23 protein-coding genes and 1 pseudogene are annotated in these 22,495 nt (G+C 34.6%); 11 read left to right on the top strand and 13 right to left on the bottom strand.

What is annotated here, in order from left to right; translation table 11 throughout:
* Positions 1-122 precede the first annotated feature (122 nt).
* A complete protein-coding gene (locus AAGD76_RS03165) occupies positions 123-1,379 on the bottom strand; it encodes an iron-containing alcohol dehydrogenase (RefSeq protein ID WP_341814764.1) in 1,257 nt (418 codons plus the stop codon).
* 42 nt (positions 1,380-1,421) lie between these two features.
* Here AAGD76_RS03165 and dapE point away from each other — a divergent pair, with 42 nt between their 5' ends.
* A complete protein-coding gene (gene dapE / locus AAGD76_RS03160) occupies positions 1,422-2,618 on the top strand; it encodes a succinyl-diaminopimelate desuccinylase (RefSeq protein WP_010082500.1) in 1,197 nt (398 codons plus the stop codon).
* Positions 2,619-2,735: 117 nt separating this feature from the next.
* Here the strand turns inward: dapE and nth are convergent, their stop codons facing one another.
* From nth to icd, 3 genes are all read right to left on the bottom strand, one after another.
* On the bottom strand, positions 2,736-3,374 hold the full coding sequence (gene nth / locus AAGD76_RS03155) for an endonuclease III (protein WP_209472633.1): 639 nt from the start codon (positions 3,372-3,374) through the stop codon (positions 2,736-2,738).
* 21 nt (positions 3,375-3,395) lie between these two features.
* Positions 3,396-4,652 (bottom strand): molecular chaperone DnaJ, encoded by a 1,257-nt coding sequence (locus AAGD76_RS03150; RefSeq protein ID WP_341820354.1) that lies wholly within the window; start codon positions 4,650-4,652, stop codon positions 3,396-3,398.
* Positions 4,653-4,734: 82 nt separating this feature from the next.
* Positions 4,735-6,153, bottom strand: a complete 1,419-nt coding sequence (icd, locus tag AAGD76_RS03145) for an isocitrate dehydrogenase (protein WP_010082497.1) — start codon at positions 6,151-6,153, stop codon at positions 4,735-4,737.
* A 145-nt stretch (positions 6,154-6,298) separates the two neighbouring features.
* On the opposite strand from icd, the gene AAGD76_RS03140 reads away from it, so the two are divergent.
* Together AAGD76_RS03140 and AAGD76_RS03135 are read left to right on the top strand one after the other, a co-directional pair.
* On the top strand, positions 6,299-6,841 hold the full coding sequence (locus AAGD76_RS03140) for an RDD family protein (RefSeq protein ID WP_155969099.1): 543 nt from the start codon (positions 6,299-6,301) through the stop codon (positions 6,839-6,841).
* 22 nt (positions 6,842-6,863) lie between these two features.
* Complete coding sequence (locus AAGD76_RS03135) at positions 6,864-7,340, top strand: RDD family protein (protein WP_006279800.1); 477 nt, start codon at positions 6,864-6,866, stop codon at positions 7,338-7,340.
* Positions 7,341-7,506: 166 nt separating this feature from the next.
* Here AAGD76_RS03135 and rho read toward each other — a convergent pair whose 3' ends face one another.
* Both rho and AAGD76_RS03125 read right to left on the bottom strand, forming a co-directional pair.
* Positions 7,507-8,910, bottom strand: a complete 1,404-nt coding sequence (rho, locus tag AAGD76_RS03130; RefSeq protein WP_007549497.1) for a transcription termination factor Rho — start codon at positions 8,908-8,910, stop codon at positions 7,507-7,509.
* 199 nt (positions 8,911-9,109) lie between these two features.
* On the bottom strand, positions 9,110-9,712 hold the full coding sequence (locus AAGD76_RS03125; protein WP_010082495.1) for a cell cycle transcriptional regulator TrcR: 603 nt from the start codon (positions 9,710-9,712) through the stop codon (positions 9,110-9,112).
* A gap of 331 nt (positions 9,713-10,043) precedes the next feature.
* Here AAGD76_RS03125 and AAGD76_RS03120 point away from each other — a divergent pair, with 331 nt between their 5' ends.
* The 5 genes from AAGD76_RS03120 to trpS all read left to right on the top strand — a co-directional run bounded on the left by AAGD76_RS03120 (position 10,044) and on the right by trpS (position 15,218).
* Entirely contained in the window at positions 10,044-11,852 is a 1,809-nt protein-coding gene (locus AAGD76_RS03120; protein WP_341820353.1) for a peptidylprolyl isomerase, read from the top strand.
* 401 nt (positions 11,853-12,253) lie between these two features.
* Positions 12,254-12,574, top strand: coding sequence for a 30S ribosomal protein S16 (gene rpsP / locus AAGD76_RS03115; protein ID WP_006279266.1), 321 nt, complete (start codon positions 12,254-12,256; stop codon positions 12,572-12,574).
* Positions 12,575-12,584: 10 nt separating this feature from the next.
* Positions 12,585-13,571, top strand: coding sequence for a polyprenyl synthetase family protein (locus AAGD76_RS03110; protein WP_010962840.1), 987 nt, complete (start codon positions 12,585-12,587; stop codon positions 13,569-13,571).
* Positions 13,572-13,632: 61 nt separating this feature from the next.
* Complete coding sequence (locus AAGD76_RS03105) at positions 13,633-14,202, top strand: nucleotide exchange factor GrpE (RefSeq protein ID WP_012673267.1); 570 nt, start codon at positions 13,633-13,635, stop codon at positions 14,200-14,202.
* Between the two features lie 17 nt (positions 14,203-14,219).
* Positions 14,220-15,218, top strand: coding sequence for a tryptophan--tRNA ligase (gene trpS / locus AAGD76_RS03100; protein ID WP_006280207.1), 999 nt, complete (start codon positions 14,220-14,222; stop codon positions 15,216-15,218).
* Positions 15,219-15,393: 175 nt separating this feature from the next.
* Here the strand turns inward: trpS and AAGD76_RS03095 are convergent, their stop codons facing one another.
* The 4 genes and pseudogenes from AAGD76_RS03095 to AAGD76_RS03080 form a co-directional block, all read right to left on the bottom strand.
* A complete protein-coding gene (locus AAGD76_RS03095; protein ID WP_012673268.1) occupies positions 15,394-16,155 on the bottom strand; it encodes an alpha/beta hydrolase in 762 nt (253 codons plus the stop codon).
* Between the two features lies 1 nt (position 16,156).
* Complete coding sequence (locus tag AAGD76_RS03090; protein ID WP_010082469.1) at positions 16,157-16,684, bottom strand: c-type cytochrome; 528 nt, start codon at positions 16,682-16,684, stop codon at positions 16,157-16,159.
* Positions 16,685-17,124: 440 nt separating this feature from the next.
* Positions 17,125-18,380, bottom strand: a pseudogene (locus AAGD76_RS03085) (IS4 family transposase).
* A 159-nt stretch (positions 18,381-18,539) separates the two neighbouring features.
* Positions 18,540-18,770: a hypothetical protein gene (locus tag AAGD76_RS03080; protein WP_341820352.1), complete on the bottom strand. Its 231-nt coding sequence runs from the start codon at positions 18,768-18,770 to the stop codon at positions 18,540-18,542.
* A 141-nt stretch (positions 18,771-18,911) separates the two neighbouring features.
* On the opposite strand from AAGD76_RS03080, the gene AAGD76_RS03075 reads away from it, so the two are divergent.
* Positions 18,912-19,082, top strand: a complete 171-nt coding sequence (locus AAGD76_RS03075; protein WP_156768664.1) for a hypothetical protein — start codon at positions 18,912-18,914, stop codon at positions 19,080-19,082.
* Positions 19,083-19,242: 160 nt separating this feature from the next.
* On the opposite strand, the gene AAGD76_RS03070 is transcribed toward AAGD76_RS03075, so the two are convergent.
* A protein-coding gene (locus tag AAGD76_RS03070; protein WP_341820157.1) for an IS5-like element ISWpi1 family transposase occupies positions 19,243-20,075 on the bottom strand; the annotation gives its coding sequence in 2 pieces (ribosomal slippage) (positions 19,243-19,706 and positions 19,706-20,075; 834 coding nt in all).
* A gap of 156 nt (positions 20,076-20,231) precedes the next feature.
* On the opposite strand from AAGD76_RS03070, the gene AAGD76_RS03065 reads away from it, so the two are divergent.
* Complete coding sequence (locus tag AAGD76_RS03065) at positions 20,232-20,396, top strand: hypothetical protein (protein ID WP_223823041.1); 165 nt, start codon at positions 20,232-20,234, stop codon at positions 20,394-20,396.
* 130 nt (positions 20,397-20,526) lie between these two features.
* Here AAGD76_RS03065 and AAGD76_RS03060 read toward each other — a convergent pair whose 3' ends face one another.
* Both AAGD76_RS03060 and AAGD76_RS03055 read right to left on the bottom strand, forming a co-directional pair.
* Positions 20,527-21,123: a TIGR02217 family protein gene (locus AAGD76_RS03060; RefSeq protein WP_264329612.1), complete on the bottom strand. Its 597-nt coding sequence runs from the start codon at positions 21,121-21,123 to the stop codon at positions 20,527-20,529.
* Positions 21,124-21,313: 190 nt separating this feature from the next.
* Positions 21,314-22,072, bottom strand: a complete 759-nt coding sequence (locus AAGD76_RS03055; protein WP_341820351.1) for a DsbA family protein — start codon at positions 22,070-22,072, stop codon at positions 21,314-21,316.
* 255 nt (positions 22,073-22,327) lie between these two features.
* Between AAGD76_RS03055 and AAGD76_RS03050 the strand changes: the two genes are divergently transcribed.
* Complete coding sequence (locus AAGD76_RS03050; RefSeq protein WP_007548541.1) at positions 22,328-22,480, top strand: hypothetical protein; 153 nt, start codon at positions 22,328-22,330, stop codon at positions 22,478-22,480.
* Positions 22,481-22,495 lie beyond the last annotated feature (15 nt).

Raw genomic sequence — 22,495 nt, 5'->3', positions numbered from 1 at the left:
TGTCAGTTACTTGGAATGAGTTGTATATCCACTCAGGTGAGGAGACAATGGATAAGAGATTGTGAAAAGGGTTTAGCTTTTGGCCTATGATCTCTTTAAATGACAGAATTTCACTACAAAACTTAACTTTCTTCTATGCAGTTAGCTAAGTCAAGAAAGGTGAATCTATCTCTTGTTGTAAACGCAAGATCGACCACTTTACAATATTGTTCTTTATTCCAACTGAGGTGCTCTGGTAAGTGTGGAATTGATAGATCTTCAAATATTTTTTGCAGGTGTTTTGCAGGTAGTAAATTTTGCTTAATTAAACTGGAAATATTATGCCATTCTTTACAAATAATCTCTTGGATTTTTTGCTGCATAATTTGCTTCTGTTCAAAAGTTCTTACAAATTCGATATTATCAAAGCACTGAGTTATATGTTTTACATCTAAAGTGGTCGGTTTGATAATCGGGTTTTGTATTGATAATATCTTTTCCTGCAAATTAGCCATGGTAATCGTCGTAACAGCAATTTTTTCGCCATGTAGTAAGGAATGATCTCTTGTTACCATTTCCATTGCGTGAGCTATCATATGCTCTCCTTGGCTTGCAGAATAGCTGCCTTTTGATATTACCATTCCAAGTCCTGAAATTAGTAGAACTTCCATAAGTAATAGGACCACTTTTCTACTTCTTTTAGTAAGCGCCGTATACTCTCTTAGCAAAATTTGCTCCAAATCGCGAACAAGTGTAAAAGGTAATTCATTGTATTCTGTGCCAAGCAACAAATGAGATAGTAGCCAGTCAGCCTGAACTGTTGAACGACAAATGAAATCTGCAAATCCGCTTAATGTGAGACGCAGTGGTGCATTGGCAAGTATGTCTATATCTATATATACTGCTCTTGGAAGATGTGCTTTGAACGATTTTTTATATCCATTTACTAATATTGAAGCATTTGCAGAGGTATATCCATTCATAGAAGCGGCTGTTGGGAACGATATATAATCTTTTTTCTCGAGGTAGCTTGCATATTTGCAGATATCGTTAACAGTGCCGCTACCAAATGCAACTATTAAGTCACTGTCTTTTGCTTTGTTTCTAACTAGATTTACGGTTTCAAGAGAGGCAGCTCTGCTTGGTGTCATTTCTCTACCTGATGTCATCCCAGCGCGTGACACTGGAATGGCAGGTGGAGCTGGAATAATTAAGTTAGGAATTTTATTAAGTACGTTTTTGTTTAAAAGTTTTGCTGTATTTTTATCTGCAACTAGAAAGACGTCATTTCCGTGTCGTGTGCATATTTCATAGATATCATCAGCAAGGTAGTAATCTGTTATTACTTCCCTTAGAAAAGTTTGTTCGGTTTGATGTAATATTTGTTTTAAATAGTGCATAGAGTGTTTACAATATAGCAGTATAAGTATTTTAAGATTGACATGAAAATTGACCCTGTAGAGCTAACTAGGAAATTGATCTCTTTTGAGAGTATAACACCAGAAGACAGCGGGGCAATAGAGTATATAGCAACAATCTTCAAAAAGAGCGGCTTTGATTGTGAGATTTTAGAATTTGGTGATAAAGTTAAAAATCTTTATGCGAAATATATAAATGGAGTACCAAATTTGTGCTTTGCTGGGCACGTTGATGTTGTACCACCGGGTCAGTTAAAAGATTGGGCATTTGGTCCATTTAAACCAGAAGTGAGGGATGGAATGCTATATGGAAGAGGGGCCGCTGATATGAAAAGCGGAGTAGCTGCATTTATTGCTGCTATGGTAAATTTGATTGCAGAGAAGTTTCAGTTCAATGGTTCAATAAGTGCATTGATTACCAGTGCTGAAGAAAGCATGGAAGAATATGGAACAAAGGCAGTTTTGGAATGGATGAAAAATAAGCAGAAAAAGATAGATTTTTGTGTGGTTGGCGAACCAACCAGTAGTGAGAAATTAGGTGATACCATAAAAATAGGCAGAAGAGGTTCTGTAACATTTGAATTAATTTGCCATGGAAAACAAGGGCACGTTGCCTACCCAGACCTAGCAGACAATCCAATATATAAGGTAATATCGATATTGAGTAAGGTAAAAAATACTACTTTTGATCATGGTAATAAATATTTTCAGCCTTCACATTGCGAAGTTACTACTATCGATGTTGGAAATAATACTAGCAATCTAATACCTGGCTCAGCAACTACACGTTTTAACATTCGATATAACAATGAACAAACACCGGGTGGCTTATATAAGTTGATTGATGAAATATGCTCCAGTGTAACTAACGATTATAAACTTTCTATGCATAGCAGCAGGGACGTTTTCCTCTCTACTCCCGATAGAAATACTGATATTATGCTTGATGCAATAAGTAAGGTTACCAACATTGATGCTATACTTAGCACAAGTGGTGGCACATCTGACGCTGCGTTTATCAAAGATGTTTGTCCAGTGATTGAATTTGGTATAATCAACAAAACTGCACATCAGATAAACGAATGCGTATCAGTAAACGATATACACAAGTTAACAGCTATATATAAGGAATTTATAGAAAATTATTTCAATCCCACTAATAAAATATTGAATCAGGTCAACGTAGTTAGTAATATATCTAGTGGTCCATTGTTAGCTTAGATGTAATCAGATCTCTTGCATAACTGTTGTTTGAATAATAACTTGTATCATTCCAGCAAAATGTGTCAAGTAAGTTTTTTCGTTTCTATAGCTACTTGGATGACAAAAAAAGAAATACTAGACTTTATACCTTTTGCACTCAAATTCACATAAATCATGAATTATGCACGTTTCACACGAAGGTTTCTGTGCTTTGCAAACATATCTACCATGCAAAACTAGCCAATGATGAGCATAAAGCAGGTATTTTTTGGGAACCACATTTAAAAGAGATTGTTCTGTTTTAAACACATCTTTTTCTTTCACAAGCCCGATTCTATTGCTCACTCTAAAAACGTGAGTATCAACTGCCAATGTTGGAATGCCAAGCCCCGAATTTAAGAACACATTAGCGCTCTTTCTTCCCACTCCCGGCAAAGACACCAAATCATCGAAATCAGTAGGCACTTTGCTATTGTACCTCTCAATCAATATTTTGCTGAGCCCGATTATGTTTTTTGCTTTGGAATTATATAAACCAATACTGCTTATGCATTTTCTTAGCTCACTCTGCCCAAAACTCAGCATTTTTTCTGGCGTATCAGTGATACTAAATAGCTCCTTTGTAATTTTATTAACGCTTATATCAGTTGTTCGCGCTGATAGAACTATCGCAACTAATAACGTAAAATCATTGGTATAATTCAGCTCTATTTTTGGTGCAGGATTTGATTGCTTGAATTTTTCAAATATCAGTTCTACTTTTTTTGAGTCCATGCATAGAGCTAAAAGCTTATACTACACTGGTTGCTGTGCAAATTCAATTCCTTTAGGCTTAGATAGTCCTTCAGCATTAACATCAGACATATCAGTTTTTACCTCATCAAAATTCCTCTCAGCAAATTCGCTTGCCACTTCCGCAAAACACTTTTTAATAAGAGGCATAACAATTGGCATTAACAGTTTTCGTGGATCATACCATCCTAACAGGTCAGTTTCCTCTTGTACCCTATCTCTTGGATCCTCTTCTAGTAAATCTTTTGTGTGCTTTTCAGCATATATTTCACAGCCTTTTGAGAAAACAGGAGCTAACATTTCAATTAATACTGCCAATAACAATAGTGAACCAAGTATGGTTCCACCAACAGTTAATCTATTAGCAATGAAATTTGTTGTAAGTAGATAAACAGAAAAAGCAGCTAAAGGATAGTTGATAAGAAGCTTACTGCCTAGCGCGATATAGTTCATTTTACTTATGAATTCATCAGTGGAAATTTCTGAATTTTTATACTTTTCCATATAATAATTCACTAATAAACCAAAGGCTCTACTAATAGCGATGTTAAATGCTATGATCCACCATGAAAAATAGCAACCTATAGTAACTGTAGTTAACAGGCCTAAGGGTAGAACACTAAGAGTCCGAATAAATAGTAAGGCATTTTTACGTTCTATAAATCTTAACGCTAATTCTTTTTTATCCTCATCTACTAGGTTCTTTTTTTCCTTTAGAGGAGAAATATAAAGAAATAGCCGTATACTAGGTTTTGATAAGCGTTTATTAAGCTCGCCAGGGTCTGACGGCCTAAAAAAACTGCCATAAATATCTCCTGAAAAACAGTATTCCACATCCTCTTCAAACGCACTATCATTCTTTTTTAATATAGAAGTCAATTCATCAAAATCTTTACCTATAGCTTCTTCACCAATCCCTAGTGTATCGAACAGCTTCTTTCTATAATGAAATTCACGTGCTGTTAAACGTCCATTACTTTCAGCACCAACACTGACTTTAACACAAGGATTTCCTGACTCTAAAGGTTCAATGTACTCTTTTAGCTCTTGATAAGCTTTATAAATCTGATCAAATCTATTTTTGTCTCCACCTTTGTCAGGATGGTTTACAAGTATCAATTTATTATATTGTTTTTTCAGAAACTTGCTAAGAGCTTGATAATCCTTACCTACAATTTGTTCAGCTTTTATCTCTAGTACGTTAAACAGATCATTATTATCATAAAACTCCTGACCAGTTAACTTAAAATGTTGACTCATTACTACACCTCACATAAATACACGATACTATTAGTATAATATATTTAATGTTTCACACAAGCATAAAAATATCAAGCAACCACTAAGAGAAGAAACCCTCTTTCCCATCATACAAATACAACTTATCCATTCTCACCACATCAAAATTATGTTCCTCAAATTTGATTAGCAAGTTATTCACATCACTATTTGTAATTTCATTATTTGCAATGAACCTGCAGGTTATTTGGTCACTTGAAGACTTTGAACTTCCTGGCCAAATCGCAAGGCCTTTTGAATATATTGCTATAATCTGCGGATTACTTGTTTCAAACAACTTCACTATTTGGTCAAAGTCAGCCGGCTTACTCCAGGCAAGCGTTATATCGCTACCCACTAGTTTTTTAATCTTATAATCCTGTTCATAATTATCCTGTATTTTATCCACTTTACTATTTGGATCACTGCCAATTATAAGCTCAGATAATGTTTTCGGTTTTTTTCCTAGATTGTCTATAACAGCTTCTGCAAATTCTTTTGTACCAACTTTCTGTTTACTTCTTTTCTCCTTATATAAATCGGCAGTGTGTATTCCATCCTCCAAAGTCTTGAGCCATGCATCGTAGATTAGTTTTGCAGTACCCACTTGACCTATGTAAATTAGCATATGCACTGCAGCATTTAAAAGACCAGAAGGATTGGCTATGTTTTTTCCTGCAATATCAGGGGCAGAACCGTGCACTGCTTCAAACATTGCGTATTCATTCCCGATGTTGCTACTTCCGGCAAGCCCCACAGATCCAGAGGTTTGTGCGACTATATCTGATAATATGTCGCCATATAAGTTCTCGGTTACTATAACATCAAAATTCTCCGGTTCTGTTGCAACACGCGCCATTCCAATATCAACTATATAATGTTCTGCCTTTATATCTGGGTATTCCTTTGCAATGCGATCAAACGCGGCATGGAAAGTTCCGTCAGTCATTTTCATGATGTTATCTTTAGTCAGGCAAGTTACTTTTTTTCTGTTGTGTTTTTTTGCATATTCAAAAGCGTACCTGCATATCTTCTCTGAGCCAGATCTAGTAATAATTTTAGTGCATTGGTAAGAGTCACCAGTGAGCCTATGCTCTATTCCGGTGTAAACGTCCTCTTCATTTTCACGTATCACTACGATATCAAACTTATCGAATTTATTTTCTATAACAGGATGATATGAAATGCATGGTCTGATATTTGCATACAACCCTAGATTTTTTCTGAGTGCAACGTTTAAGCTTTTGTGCCCTTTACCTTGAGGAGTTGTTGTCGGAGATTTTAATAATATTTTTGTCCTTTCAATTGATTCCCAACCACTTGGAGAAATTCCGTGAGACCATTCTTTACTGTAAACACGCTCCCCTATTTCAATAATATCTATTGAGATTTCCGCTTCTGCTTCGCGCAATATCGACAGCACCGCTTCCATGATTTCTGGTCCGATACCGTCGCCATATGCAACTGTGATTAGTGTTGACATAACTTCCCTAGTTATAAATGATTTAATATTAATTTAAATAATAGAGTGGCACAAGTAGCTAATATTACCCAAGTTAGTATATTTACGGTTATTTAATAACGTATTTTTATATCATATGATGATATTATGAAATATAGGTGGGGTTATGAATACTGAAATAAATGTTAAAGTAAATTATGTAGGATTTACAAGGCGTATTGTAGCAGAAATACTTGACCTCATCATATTTTCCCCTCATTTTATCTTCGGTTTTATCTATGGTGTATTCATCGTATCATTACAAGATCAAGATAAAGATAAAGACTCTTTTCAGGAACTTGCACAACTAGCAACAGAAATACCATTTATAGTTTCTACAGTGGTCGCAACATTAGTACTAACAATATCCAAAATATTAATGGTAACAAAACTTGGTGGTACCCCAGGAAAACTATTGTGTGGTATGCATATTAAAGATGCTAATACATTTACAAATGTTACCCTTATGCAAGCAACAATAAGATGTATTTCTAAGGGAAGCATCTGGATTATTTTTCGCTTTTTGCTTCATCTGCATTATCATGGTTATACTTTTCTATATCTTTTAATTGTGCTAATTTTATTTTTGTTTGCAGTATTTGATCAACGCAAACAGACTTTTTACGATAAAATTGCAAAAACAGTAGTGATAGACTATAAATCTAGTTGATATTTTTCTTTATAGGTAGTACATGGATAAAAAAGTAAACTACTCAACGATGACAAGACGTACTCTAGCATTTATAGTTGATTGTATTTTATTTATCGCAATACCATTTGGTTTAATGGCGGTGGGTTTCTCACTTACACACGCAATACAAGGGATCATGGGTGCAATAATTGTAATCACCACGATTGTATTTTCTTTATTTTTAATGATACCATGTATATTTCATATATTCATGCTAGTAAAATTTGGCGGCACTCCAGGACACTTGTTATTTAGCATGCGTGTAAAAGACAAAGATACATTTGAGTCAATCACTACAATGCAAGCAATGAAAAGGACTATAGCTCTTTTTATAATTTATTGCATATCACTTTGTAATCCCATTTTATTCTTAGCTATACTAATCTTAGTTTTAGTATGTGCAGTAGGTGATGAACATAAACAAGCTTTTCACGACAAAATTGCAAACACGGTAGTGATAGATTATAAACCTAGTTGATATTTTCCTTTAGCTGTCTGCCACCAAGGGTGTCATTCCAGTGTCACGCGCTAACTTAAGGTAAATTGCCAACTTAACTATAAATATATTTTGGTAAATCCAAATTATTTTAGCTATAAGAGCGTTTTACTTTTTGCTCAGCATATCCATCATAACTGGCTTACTTTTAGTGATTCATGGAGTTAAAAAAGTCAGCATTGCTCTTTGTTAAAAGTAGTTTGTCACGTAAAAATTCCATTGCTTCAACGGGTCCCATAGGATTGAGTATCCTACGCACCACCCATATTTTATTTAGTATAGCCTTATCAACTAATAGCTCTTCCTTCCTTGTTCCGGATTTTGTAATATCAATAGCTGGAAATATACGTTTATCAGAAAGTTTTCTATCAAGTATGATCTCAGCATTTCCTGTACCTTTAAACTCTTCAAAAATAACTTCATCCATTTTTGAACCAGTCTCTATAAGAGCTGTGGCGATTATAGTTAAAGAACCCCCATTCTCAATATTACGAGCTGCTCCAAAAAAGCGTTTTGGTCTCTGCAGTGCGTTTGAATCTACACCACCAGTTAGAACTTTCCCAGACGAAGGAATAACCGCATTATAAGCACGTGCAAGTCTAGTAATATTGTCAAGTAGAATTACCACATCTTTTTTATGCTCAACCATTCTTTTAGCTTTTTCTATTACTATTTCAGCAAGCTGTACGTGACGGTAAGCAGGCTCATCGAATGTAGAACTTACTACCTCACCTTTTACAGAACGTATCATATCTGTTACTTCTTCAGGTCTTTCATCTATAAGTAACACTATTAATTCTACTTCAGGGTGATTTATAGCTATAGAGTTAGCCATTTGCTGAAGCAATACAGTTTTTCCTGTGCGAGGTGGAGCAACTACTAACGCTCTTTGCCCTTTTCCAAGAGGAGCTACTATATCTATAGCACGCATGCTTAAGCCTTTTTTATCATCACCATTATTACACTCAAGTACTATGCTTTCCTCAGGATAAAGAGGAAGCAAATTATCAAAATGGACGTACTTTCTTAATTCACTTACTTCAGTAGAGTTTATACTTTGAACCTTAGTTAAAGTAAAATATCTCTCTTTATCACCAGGTGGCCTTATTTCTCCATATGCCATATCTCCTGTACGTAAATTAAACTTCTTTATTTGCCCGTTAGAAATATAAACATCATCGGTACTTGGGGCATAATTTGCACTTGCTGAACGTAAGAAACCAAAACCATCAGGCAATATTTCCACTATTCCACTCCCTGTGGTTATGCCTCCTTCTTCACTCATTTTTTTCATTAAGCTGAATATTATTTCCTGCTTTAGCATTCTACCATTGCTTTTACCGTTAGTTGAAATTTTTCTTTCTTCAGCTAACTCTAACAATTCTTCTGCTGTTTTCTCTTTTAATTCGCTCAGATCTAATGTTTTTCTGTTTTTCTCAGTACCTTCATTGACCATCTGTTTTACTGTATCGTTATTGTAAATTTGCTCACTTTTTTCAGGTTGAGCTGTAACCTTTCCTTTTGCCAAAACATCTTCATTGATTGTTGTCATAATCCTCCAAAAATTTTAATTGATGCTTACTAACCTAAAATGTGACTATAAGATAATAAATTAGGCTGAGTTAGTTTCAGTGCGTATTAAGCTTAATTATCATTAAACCCCGTACTTTACTTACATTATACTAATAAACACTAGCAAGTCAAGTTAATTTAATGTTAACAAAACACAAAAATTTGAGGATTTTCAATAGCTATTCTTTATATTTTTTTAACCTTTCTTGCTTCTCCTCTTCTACTTTTGCTTTTTCCACTTCTGCTTCTAAATTTTCTTGACTACATAAGCCGAGTAGTACAGGATCTTGGGGTTTTATATTTTGCATGTTATGATGAGATCCATCTCTTACCTGCTCAACTGTGTAATTTGTTGTACTAATTAATTTAGCTATAACGTTATTGTCCAAGATAGGAAATTTTTTTACTAAATAATAAATCGCATCAGGTTTATCTCTACGTCTTGCCGTAGAGGCAAAGCCAAGAATGCTACCAATCGCTTTACTCCTTTTTTTTATATTTTTTATAATCAAATTTGGTACACGATTTGGATTTTTTTTGCAATCATCGATTTCTTTTTCAGTAATTATTCCAGAAATAATAGGGTTATATTTTTCTACTTCTATTTCCTCATCAGCTATGTCTTGTACTTCTTCAAGGGCCAATCTGCAACATTGTGCTATTTGATTAAAAGTTAAACCAGTGTTGTCTACTAACCAAGCAGCTATTTGCACTAGAAACTGTTTATTTCTATCGTTATTGCCCTTAGAAGATTCCATTGACATCAAAAAAGCATCTCCCATTTAAAGTATCCCTTACTGTTATACAGAGCTAAAATATAAACTATTAAAACTAAAAAAGCATTAATTTTGTCATTCAATAACTTTTTGTTTGTCACTTCCCACCTCTTAAGTTAATTAAATGCGCTTACCTTTAAGCATATTTCAAACAAAATATTTCCCCTTCCTAAGGTATAGTATAACTCAGTTAAACATATGTTCCTATTTAAGATTAGAGAGTTAAATTTTAAGTTAATATATTGTAATATTATATATATTAGCTAATAAAGCAACAGGTTTACAAGCATTAAATTATCACTATTCTATAATTAATCATTAATTAACTGGGTTTAAAATGAATGTTAAAAATTTTTTCACTAAAGTAACCGTTGTCCTTTTAGCTTGCTTGTTAATCTTCATGGGAATTGGCAACCTTTTATCAGGTGATGATGAAAAAGAAGAGGTAGCTAGGGTTGGAAAAGAAGTTATAACGTCAGATGAGTATAAGTCGCTATATCAAAATTATGGAAAACAAATTTCTGGATCTGATGCGAGTAGAGAACAAGTAAAAAAGCTGAAATATGATTTGCTTAACGCACTTATAGAGCAAAAACTATTGTTTAACCTAACTAGTGAGCTGGGGTTGACAGTTGGAGAAGAATCTATAAAAAACCATATTAAAAACACCAAATACTTTCAAAATGATAAAGGTGAATTTGACAAAAATAAATTCTATGAAACGCTAAATGACCTGCATATGACAGAGAAAGAGTATATAGCAAAGCTAGAGAAAGTCCTGCCTGCAATGATGTTCATGACTTCATTATTTAAAGATAATTATCCAGTAACTTTTGGCGAGAAAATTGATGAGCAGATATACAAAAGTCGCTACCAAACTAGAGTAGTTGATATTGTTAAAATAACTGAAGATGCAGTTACAAACATTCCTGAACCAGATGATCAAGCCTTACTTGATTTGTACGAAAGAAATAAATCCCATTTTTATTATCCTGAGTATCGAACTGCGCAATATATTTCCCTAGGCCAAAAGTATTTTGAAGATCAAATCAAGATCTCAGATGAAGAAGTTGATGGTATAATAGAACAACAAGAACTTAAAAATCAAAGAGATATATTCAATGCAATATTTTCTACCAAAGAAGAAGCTGAGACAGCAAGAAGAGCATTTGAGGAGGGTAAAACAAGCTTTGAACAGATAGTAGAAGAGTTTGGCAAAGCAAAACTTGAGGAAACTAGAGTAAATAATATAACTAAGGATTTTTTACCAGAAGACGTGAGAGAGAAGGTATTTGCTCTTAAAGTAGGTGAAGTAAGTGAAGTTTTAGCAAGCAGTTTTGGTTGGCACATAGTAAAAGTGGAAAGTGCGCATCAAATCTCTGATGAAGACTTAGTTGATTTAAAAAAAGACATAAAGTCAGTTCTAACTAACCAAAAGTCTTTTGAAAGAGTCAATGATTTCATAAACCAAGTGAACTATAAGATATACAATGGTTCAGAAATTGAAGAAATATTGAGTGAATATAATTTACCTATACAAACTATTGGTCCAGTAGATGCGAGTGGAAAAGATCAAAGCGGTAATAACGTAGGAGATTCTGGTGATTTGATTTCTTTCATTTTTTCGCGAGAAAAGGATCAGAAAGGTTATTTTAAGGGCGTTGGGGACGCCGTTGTTAGTGTAAAAATCGTCGATATCTTTCCACCCAAATTGCAAAGTTTTGAAGAAGGCAAGGCATTAGCGGTAGAGCTTTGGCGTAGTGAGTTTATAAAAGAAAGAATGTTTAAATTCGGGCAAGAGGTTGCAGTTCAACTAAGAGAAAAAACAGATTTGGAAGAAATTCAAGGTGTGGAATTAGTTAAAGGTCAGCAGATGCACCGCAATAAAGTGGATCAACAAAACTACCCCTTTTCTTTTGTAGAAGAGATTTTCAATATGAAAACAACTGGTTCAGTGACAGATCCTATTCAATACAATAATGAAATTATAATAGGTGTTCTAAAAGAAATGCATTCATCAAATGGCAAATTAAACACGCTTGACACCGGAAAACGTGTGATGATATCGCTAAAAGAGCAATTAATTAGCTATCTGGAATCAAAGTATAAAATCGAAATTAATCACGCTATACTTGATAATATATAGTCAAAAATCTTATAAGTTGCTTCAAACGCATCCAGTGCCCAGACACACAACTGTACGAACATTGCGATTTGAGAGCAATCTTCACTAGAAAGGATGTCATCCCAGTGCCCAGACACTGGGATCCAGGAATTTTATTAAGTTGGTAAGCATAAAAGTAGCCGTTTTATGTTAAAATACAACGTTTTAATGATTAAAAAAAGGCTGGATTCCAGTGTCAAGCACTGGAATGACACCATTTGCTGTGCAATTTACCTTCAAAAATGAATGTTCGTATAGCTGTGCGCCCGGCACTGCCCTACATTATTGGTAATTATATTATAAGGTGCAAAAGTTGTATAATTCATTTGACTTAAAACGGCTCATTGTATAAAATTGTGGCTAATATATGAATAAAGGTTAACATGGCAGTTAAAATAAGGTTGGCGAGGTTTGGCGCAAAGAAACGCCCTTTTTATAGGATAGTTGTAGCTGATTCACGAGCACCAAGAGATGGGCGTTTTATTGAGAAAATAGGACAATATGATCCAATGTTACCAAAAGACAATAAAAATCGTGTTGTGGTGAAAGCTGATAGATTAAAACATTGGCTAAGTGTAGGCGCGCAGGCAACTGAAAGAGTACTGTGGTTTATCAAAAAAGGCATAGTAACTTTAGAAACAGAACCAAAGAAAACAGAAAAGAAGAAAGTAGAGAACGAGAAAGCACAAGGGCAAGAGGCATAAGTCTCTTAAAATGCTAAATACTGATTTAACAAACAGCGATAAATTAGACGATATTGTATCTTCTGATTTGTCAGCTATGAATGACTTTGTCTTCAAAAATGTCAATGATGAAGATGCTAAGCTTGCTACTGATATTATATCTCATCTTGTTAGGTCAGGTGGAAAAAAAATAAGGCCTAAACTAGTTTTTATTATATGTAAAATGCTAAACTATTCTGGGGAGAATAGGATCAACGTTGCTGCATCGGTAGAGTTTATACACAATGCTACTTTACTTCATGATGATGTGCTCGATGAAAGTGAAGCACGCCATGGAGTTAAAACAGCGAATAAGATTTGGGGAAATAAATCAAGCATTTTAGTTGGTGATCTATTGTTGACTCTAGCATTTAGATGGCTTATAGAGTGTGGAAATTTAAATATTCTCTCTATTTTATCTAAAGCATCGCATTTACTTGTGAAGGGTGAAATAAAGCAGATGACAGCACGCTTTGACCCCCACACAGTCAGGGAAAATTATTTTGATATCATTGGAGAAAAGACAGCATCTTTATTTTCTGCATGCTGTGAAGCTGCATCAACAGTATCTGGTGCAACAAATGACGAAACAGAGAGGCTAAAGAATTTTGGTTTTAATTTTGGTATGGCATTTCAAATAGTTGATGATATGCTCGATTATACTGCTAATCAAGGCACTTCTGGAAAGCAAGTCGGAAAAGACTTTTTCGAAGGTAAAGTCACCTTACCTGCTATTATAGCATACGAAAAGGGCAGTCCAGCAGAGCAAAAATTCTGGGAAAAATGCTTTTCTTCAGCTAGACACAATTTTGACCAAGCATTACACTATATTAATCACCATAATGCCATTCAGCTTTCTATGGAAAAAGCTAGACACTACATTAATATGGCACAAAATGATATTAGTACTTTTTCTGATTCTTTTTATAAAACTACTTTAATTAACTTTTTAAATGCGAGCATAGAAAGACGAATGTAGCTGGCGCTTGATATTTTCAGATTAATTGTTATATATTTATTAGATTCTTAAGGGTAATGATATGTCAGATAGCAGTAAGGAGAAAAAGAAGAAGTTTGCTGATATGGTAAGTAGGCAGAAAGGTGACGACCAACAAAGTGATAACCATAAGCAAACTGATGATTTAAATGAAGATCTCAATACATTAAAAGAACGTGCAGTTCAGCTTGAAGATCATTTACGCCGTGCTGTTGCAGATAATGAAAACGTCAAACGTATAATGCAAAAGCAAATTAGCGATGCAAGTGACTACGCAGTCACAAAACTTGCACGTGATATGATCGACTCGTGCGACAATTTAAAAAGAGTAATGGAAATTTTGAAAGACGGTGATCCTGTTCATGAGGGGATTAAAGTAGCTTATCAAAAAATTATAAATGATCTAAAAAAACATGGAATAGAGGAAGTAGATCCACTTGGTGAGCTTTTTGATAGTAATTTACACCAAGCTGTTGTGGAAAGAGAAGACAATGAAAAAAAGCCTGGCACCATTGTAGAAGTACTACAAACTGGCTATACTATCAAAAATAGGTTGCTCCGTCCTGCAATGGTTATTCTTTCTAAGAAATCTGCTGATTGTGGAAGCGATTAGCATGAGGTAAATGTATAATGACAAGTATTGTCTTTTCAGGTATCCAGCCAAGTGGCGTACTACATTTAGGTAATTATCTTGGTGCAATCAAACAGTGGATAGACTTACAGGATAAATACAAATCTCTTTTTTGTATTGTCGACCTACACGCAATCACAGCAAATAAGCTTCCCGCAAGTGAATTAAAAAGTAATATTTTCAAAACAGCAGCAGCTTATATTGCATGCGGAATAGATACAGAAAAGTCCATTATTTTTAGTCAGTCCACAGTTAGTGGTCATGCAGAACTGGGCTGGCTGCTTGGATGCTATACACCAATTGGTTGGCTTAATCGCATGACTCAATTTAAAGATAAAGCTGGCAGCGATAAACAAAAAGCCTCTCTTGGATTATATAGTTATCCAGTACTTATGGCTGCAGATATATTGTTGTATCAAACTAAATACGTTCCTGTTGGTGATGATCAAAAACAGCATTTGGAGCTTGCACGTGATATTGCATCAGCTTTTAACAATCATTATAAGCTGGATTATTTCATCGTACCTGAAATCTTAACTTTGGATTGCACATCAAGGATAATGAGCTTAAGGGATGGCACAAGCAAGATGAGTAAATCTGATCCTTCAGAACATTCGTGCATTAACCTTGATGATACGGATGACTTAATTGTCAAAAAAATAGAAAAAGCAAAAACAGATTCAATTCTAGGCTTTGCTACTTTAAAGTGCCGACCAGAAATAAGCAATTTGATAAACATTTATTCAGTGCTTAGTAATGTAAATGCAGAAAAAGTATGTGAAGAAGTGAACAAACATGACATGAAGCACTTCAAAAAAGAGTTAGCTGATTTAATTATCAGTGTTATATCACCCATACGTGAGAAAATGAATGATCTTTTAAAAGACCAATTCCATTTACATGAAATATTAAAAAAAGGCACAAAGAAAGCAGCAGAAATTGCAACCCATAATATAAAAGAAATCAAGGATATTATTGGATTTGCTCAATATCTGTAAGGTTCCAAAGTGTGATGGTGCGAACCGTCATACCGCCGCGGTATCTCAGCCGCTAACACGTAGCGGGATGACGGTTTTTCAAATTGTCGGTAAATCTAAGTCAGTTTAGCTATAGGCAGCAATTTTCTGTATTTATTTTAAGTTGAAGAAAGCTCAAATGAAAAATCGTGTTTTGCTAAAAATCACAGAATGCAGTCTGGTTACAAAATTCTCTAATGGTCTTAAATAAAACTTCCAGTGAATGATTGTCAGACATATTGTGCTCTGCTGATTTTATTAAGTGTACTTCAACATCGGTTGACTTAATTTTTTCAGCTAAATTCAATGAAGTTTGATAAGGAACATCTTTATCATTAATGCTATGCAGCAAGCGCACAGGACAGTTTATATCTATTGTCTTTTTGTTTAAAAGAAGGTTCTTTCTGCCATCTTCGATCAAATTTTTAGTTATTTTGTATGTACAATGCTCTGAAGTAAAATCTATTACACCTTTAGAATCTAGTTCTTCTTTTTGCTTGCCTGACAATTGCTTGAATATCAAATCTTCAGTAAAATCGGGAGCAGACGATATACCAATTAGTGCTGCAATTTTTTCTGGAAATTGAAGGGCAGTGAGCAACATCAGCCATCCTCCCATACTTGAACCTATAATTATTTGTTTATCGCTAGTTAATTCACTCATTACTTTAGCACAATTTTTTTGCCAATCACTTATCGTGTAATCAATAAAATTACCACTTGAATGACCGTGACCAAAATAATCAAATAGCACAAGTGCTACGTCATTTTCTTGGCAAAATTTGTAAATAGCAGTTGCTTTAGTTCCATCCATATTGGATGCAAATCCACCGAAAAAAACTACAGAAGCTTTCTTTCCTTGTAGCTTTCGATATGCTATGTGACCATTATTTCCATCAAACAATTTACAATAATCCATACTACTTTGGCAAAGCAACCGGGCTATCACTCAATTGATGCAAATAACTAACTAGATCTGCAATTTCTTGTGGATTGGAAATACCTGCAAATGCCATACGTGTACCTTTTATATAGGCTTTTGGGTTCTTTAAAAAGGCAAATAGCTCCTCATACCCCCATTTTCCACCTCTTTCAAGCACTGCTTTTGAGTAATTGAATGAGTTACCAAGATGGGCCTTTTTATTTCCAACTATGTTCCATAAGTTTGGTCCTACTTTATTCATTCCACCTTTCTCAAAACTATGGCAGGCTATACATTTTTTTGCTGCTGATTTACCTTTCTCAAAGCTAGCATTCTGCATGAGCGCTCCAATATCAAGCGCCACTTGCTCGATTTTTTGCTGGAACTCATTGCTGCCAGCAGCTACTATCGTTTGGTGTTCAATCTTATATTCTTCTGGACTGTAAAGCATATCAACTACATTACTAACTATCATAATGATTAGCCCAGAAAGTAAAATCGATGCTGCAATCTTATTAAGCTCCATAGTTAATTTTTATTAAGTAATGTTACTTAAATTATGCGAATATTTTCGCAAATAGCAACCAATTACCTTGAAGCTCGCTAAAGATGAGAGTCTCTATAGCTGACCCAAGAAAGGTTTTCCTACGTCCATACCGCCGCGAACCGTCATACCGCGATTCATTCGCGGTATCTCAGCCGCTAACAAGAGATCCCGCTAACAAGTAGCGGGATGACGAGGTTCACTGCCATTAAGTTAAGGAAAGAATGGTTAAAAACTGAACTAAAAAGTCAGAAATAATTAAGGATTTATGACAAATACTGAAACAGAATAGAGTAAACTTTAAAGCAGATAAACTCTGAAGTGTAAATTACTTAAGAAATAGTTTGTTTAGAAGTCATTTTACAGAAGCTATGGCAATAAGCTACCCAGTTATTATCAGAAGATATGAATACTACCTCTAGTCAAAATATGTGTTTTCTAACCCTTTTTTGGTAATTGAACGAACGAAGATAAGGTACCTTATGATGATCAACTTTCCTTCCCTTTCTTACCGCCAAAGTGTTCATCAAAAATAGCTTTGATAATTGATCCATAATGCAGTAAGTATCTGATTCCGTAGCAAAAATGTCGAAAGCCAAGTTTTTGATCGCGTTAAATGAGACAGATTTGTTAATGCTCCTCTTAAGCTTATCATCGGTTAAGTCCATATTCAACGCTTCTTCTACATCTTCTGTCATAACACTTTCTAGGTTGCTAATAAAGATAGCTGACCAAAAATCCTGTTTAACAGACTCAACACTTTTTCCTGTAAAATTTTCTAGACTTAGTCTTCCTTTGAGTTTTGCAAAAAATGTCTCAACTCCCCAGCGTAAAAAATATAACTCCTTAAATCCTCCAGTTTGAAACTTTTGTTCATCCATTAATGATGTAGCTAACACTTCAATTTCACCAGATGGCAGTACCACTTTGAAGCGTTATTCCACTATTTTCTTGTTTTATCTTACGCTGAGCACATATGGTAACCTCAACACTAGATGGGCTTTTTTCTTCAAACATAGCATTCACTTCATTAAAAGATGATCTGGGACATCGAATGACATAAGCAATTTTTCTTTTTGTAAGGCTAGAAAGAAATTTATAAGATAAATATACAAATCAGTAAGTCATTAGTATTTACAACTTTAAGCATTTCATCTGCTAAGTTAATTTCATGAGTGTTACCTCTATCTAACACTGACCTTATGGCAACATTATTTAGCACATCTTAACAAACCGCAAAGGTTGCACTTGCATAATCACCTAAATCTTTTGGTTTTTGGTTACGTATTTTTCTTGAGCCAAATTCATTTTTTATTTCAACGCTTGTTGGTAAAATGATTTTGGAGGCATCAAGAGCTAACACTCTAAAGCCAAAACAAGTTTTAAATTTTTGGTCTTGGTAGTACAAGGAAACCACACCTTCGTTAATTTCTGAAAATGCACTGTGTTTCATTTTTTTTCTTGCTTGACTAAAAGCACTAGCAGTAACGGTATAGTCTTTTTTCCTATATAAAATAAATTCGTTTAGTATTACTTGCAGCGACTTTACACTTTTTCTTAAAATTAAGATAAATATGTCAATAAAAGATAACTTCCTCTTTCTCATAAAATCTTTTGAAGATGATTTATGGGATTCTATAAATTCTAGACTTGCCAATTCATTTTGAATAAATTTTATTACTGCCTTTTTTACTCATACTACCTTTAAACTTATTGGTATACATCATTATCCCATAAAATCTATCTTTTTTCCTTAACTTAATGGCAGTGAGACGAGGTTATCGTCATGCCGCCACGAACCGTCATACCGCGATTCATTCGCGGTATCTCTTAGCCGCTAACAAGTAGCTGGATGACGATTGTCAGGGTGTAATCCCAGTGTCCCTATGATGTCATCCCAGTGCTTGACACTGGGATCCAGGAAAGTTTGCTTGTAAGCAAGCAAACTAGCACAGAAAGTGGTTACAACATTTTCGATGAGATTATATGGAAAACTGGATCCCAGTGTCAAGCACTGGGATGACAAAAAAAGGAGCACTGGAATGGCACCATTTGTTATGTTTAACAAAGTTCGTACTTAGCTTCATGTTAGCCATAAATATTTAAGAAATTTACCAAATGGAAAAAAAGGCAAAAGAAGCCCCATGGTTAACTAGTTCTGACACTGGTTTCCATCCAAGACGGCAGTAGCCCCTTCGGTGTCATTCCAGTGTCAAGCACTGGAATGACAAAGGAGAGCAGTGTCAGCTACTTGGATGACACCTTTTTTCTACTTAGTGTGGGTTATACAAGAAGTCTATTGTATGGCTATTGCTGGTCGTATATTACTTATAGCTTATCTATTCAAATTGCAACTTTGTTTTTCATAATTAATTATTGACAGAAATTATTAATTGGGTTATTATTAAATTATCGTTAACAAGTGAGGCAAAGAAATGATGATATCCAATAATTCTTCATTGCTAAAAGATAGTCAGGAGCTTACTAAAACTAAGCAGACTATATGGAAACCTTTAGAGGTTGTCCGGAAACTAGTAAATTCAAGCATATTCCCTCTTTAACATAACCCTACTCATAGCTAGGTATATGAAATTCTCAGTGGATGTTGTGAGTAAATCATACTCCTTCGATAGCCTTCTATTCCTATTAACCCAAGCAAAAGTCCTTTCTACAACCCATCTTCTTGGCTGTACTTTAAACCCTTGTTCTCTTGTTGGTAGTAGCTCAGGTGGCGTATCTTTGTGCACCCAAAATCTACATGGAGGCCTTTTAACAATTTCAATATCTATGTCATATTCTTCCTTTATGTGATTCTTTAAATTTCTTCCTTGGTATCCCATGTCAGCCCACATTTTTTTAACTTTAGTATATTTTGTTCTCATATTGTTTAATGCTATTTTAATACCATCTCTATCATTTTCGTTAGCAGCGCCTACGTAACAACCTAGTATAAAACCCTGAGTGTCTGTAATTATATGCCTTTTTCTACTCTTTACTTTTTTACTTCCATCATAGCCTTTGATCCCCCCTTTTCTGTAGTCTTTACAGATTGACTATCTACTATACAGGCACTCGGCTGCTCATTCCTTCCTATTTTTCTTCTACTATATTTTGTAATTTCATAATTCATTTTCTCAAAAATTCCCTGCTTCTTCCATTGCCTGAACTGCTCATACACAGTCTTCCATAGCGGAAAATCATTTGGTAAATACCGCCATTGACACCCTGTACGCAATACATAGAAAATTGCTTCTAATATTTCTCTTTTGCTATACTTTGGCGGCCTTCCTCCTTTCTTGTATGATACTCTGAAGTGTTTTTCTATTCTTGCCCATTCCCTTTCGCTTAGATCTGTTGGATACTTTTTTCTCATCTTTACCCCGTACTAAAATTTCAGATATTATAGCCTTTTACTTGTTTCCGGACAACCTCTTATAGCCTTTTACTTGTTTCCGGACAACCTCTTAACAAGATAGAGGTTCTTAATGAGGGAGATAGATATTTTGTTAATCTCTTACAGAAAAACGGCATGCTAGACTACATCTTAAACAAAGATGATACAACACTTGCAAAATCAACTCTAAAGGAGTTGTTGAAGCTTTCTATTTTGCAGGAAGAAAAAAGCACTGAGTTAGAATCTCCCCAAGCTTCAAGTGTAAATGTTAGCAAAGCTCAGCAACATTGTAGTATATAGCTGGTGATAAAGTTTAAAATAATTGCATATACTGAGGCTCATTTAGGTATAGAGCCTCAGTGGTGCTTAATTTTTCAATTTATGGTAGACTAGTAGCCCTACTATGATGTGGATCTATGCTCGCTTATAACTAAAATTTCACTTCCACCAAGGGGATATTATTCCAGCTATTGCTTCCATAGTCATCAATAGAAGCGTTTAAGTAATCTGTATCAAAGCGCACGGGCACATCAAATTCAAAGCTCGCAGTGATTATCACATCTTTTACTGGTGGCTTCATAAATGTTATTTCTCCAGTTGAATAATTTACTGAATATTCACTCTCTTCTTTACCATTTAAATAAATCTTTACTGTCCCATGTACTGGCTTTTTGATCATACGTATATGCTTATCTTCCCCACTTACATAAGTTTTGATTAGCTGAAAAGTCGTTTTTTTGTTATCTCCTATACCAATCTCTTGATTAATGGCTATAAAATCCGACCAATCCTTAAAACGAAACCCTATTGCTTTACCTTTTCGTGCATGAAAAAATGTTATTAGTTCTAGTAGTTGCTCGTTTGATCTGACCCCGTAAGCTATGTTGTATCTAGTGCGTGCATGAGACCAATTGATGTTGCGCTGTTCACAACCATTGTGAGTTGTTACAACGTCAGTGGAAAATTCCGGTCCTCCAGTGGAACCATAAGATATATTTTCTGGAAATCTAATTTCTGTGAATGACATATACCCTCCTGTGAAAGTAAAATAGTTTGGTTGAAGAAAATGTTGTAATTTGAAAGCGTTTCACATAGTAAATGACGCTATGGAAAGTGGATGAGACTACTGAGTTAAACTGCTGTCACACCCACAGTTACTATACTCAGGTTCATTTGAGTTGTCAAGCAAAAAAATAAAATTTTATGGCAAACTGTAACTAGCCTTGCTTGTGACTTAATTCATCTACTTTTTTGCGTAATACATTCAAATCAGTTGCTCCTACAAACAGGCTATCTCCAATTATTAAAAAAGGTGTACCACCTACTCCCAAATCTCTTACTAGAAGCCTACTGTTGTTTATCATTTGCTCAATTTTGTCCGCGTTATCTTTTATGGAATCATTAAAATCGTCCTCATCAATCCCTATGTTTTTCACTATATCCAATATGCTTTCGTCTGAAAATTCTCCTTTGTGACTTAAAGCAGCATGGTGAAAATCGAAATATTTTTCTTTATCGAGAAAATAGACAGCTAAAGCACTTTTTGCTGCCTTTAAAGAAGCGTTACCAAGTATTGGAGCATCCCTAAAGATATACTTAATTTTGCCGTCGTTAATTAACTGCTTTATATCATTCTTTATAGCTTTGCAATGTCCACAAGAATAGTCAAGGAAGCCTACAGCTATAACACTACTATTTTCATTTCCTGAGTAAGGATAAGCGGAGTCGAATATTTCATTTTTGTACTGTAAAATTTTACCTTTGGTCGCGTTATCTCGAGCAGCGTAACTACTTTTAATCGACTCCTCTTTGAGAGTTTTTACGATCTTATCAAAATTTCTACTTATATAATTATCTAATTTCTCACCTATATAATCATCGTTTAGCATTTGGCTGCGATTTGAAAGCCAATTGTTTATTACTGGTAAACTTGCTACTGCCAGTATAAGGATCAATAAAAACGATATTCTAGACATACAATTTATTTAAAAACCTACAACATAAAACTTTTAGTACACATTTATCTGTATATTAAAAGAAGCATCTAATATTAATGTATGAAAACATTTGTATCAAGTGTATTTTATAACCAGTTTTGCTTCAAATGCAAACTTTAACAATAAAAACTAAGCGCAAAACTAATCAGAAAGTTTAAGATGCAAACAGCAAAAGCGCACGGAGCATAGATTTAAGTTGTTTCCGCTGTGTATAATTTTCCGCGGAATAAACATATGAGTGAACCAATAATTGGCAGAGAAAAAGAAATAGCTATTCTACAAGACAAACTTCTTTCTCAATCAGCCGAATTTATTGCTGTTTATGGTCGGCGTCGTGTAAATGTTGTATTATCTGCATTTTATCAGCATAATATAGAAGTAATGTAATGCAGATATTATGCC

The organism is Wolbachia endosymbiont (group A) of Cydia strobilella (assembly GCF_964026745.1).
Taxonomy (GTDB): Bacteria; Pseudomonadota; Alphaproteobacteria; order Rickettsiales; family Anaplasmataceae; genus Wolbachia; species Wolbachia pipientis.
The sequence above is the reverse complement of the archived record's forward strand: the minus strand, read 5'-3'. Positions and strand labels throughout refer to the sequence as shown.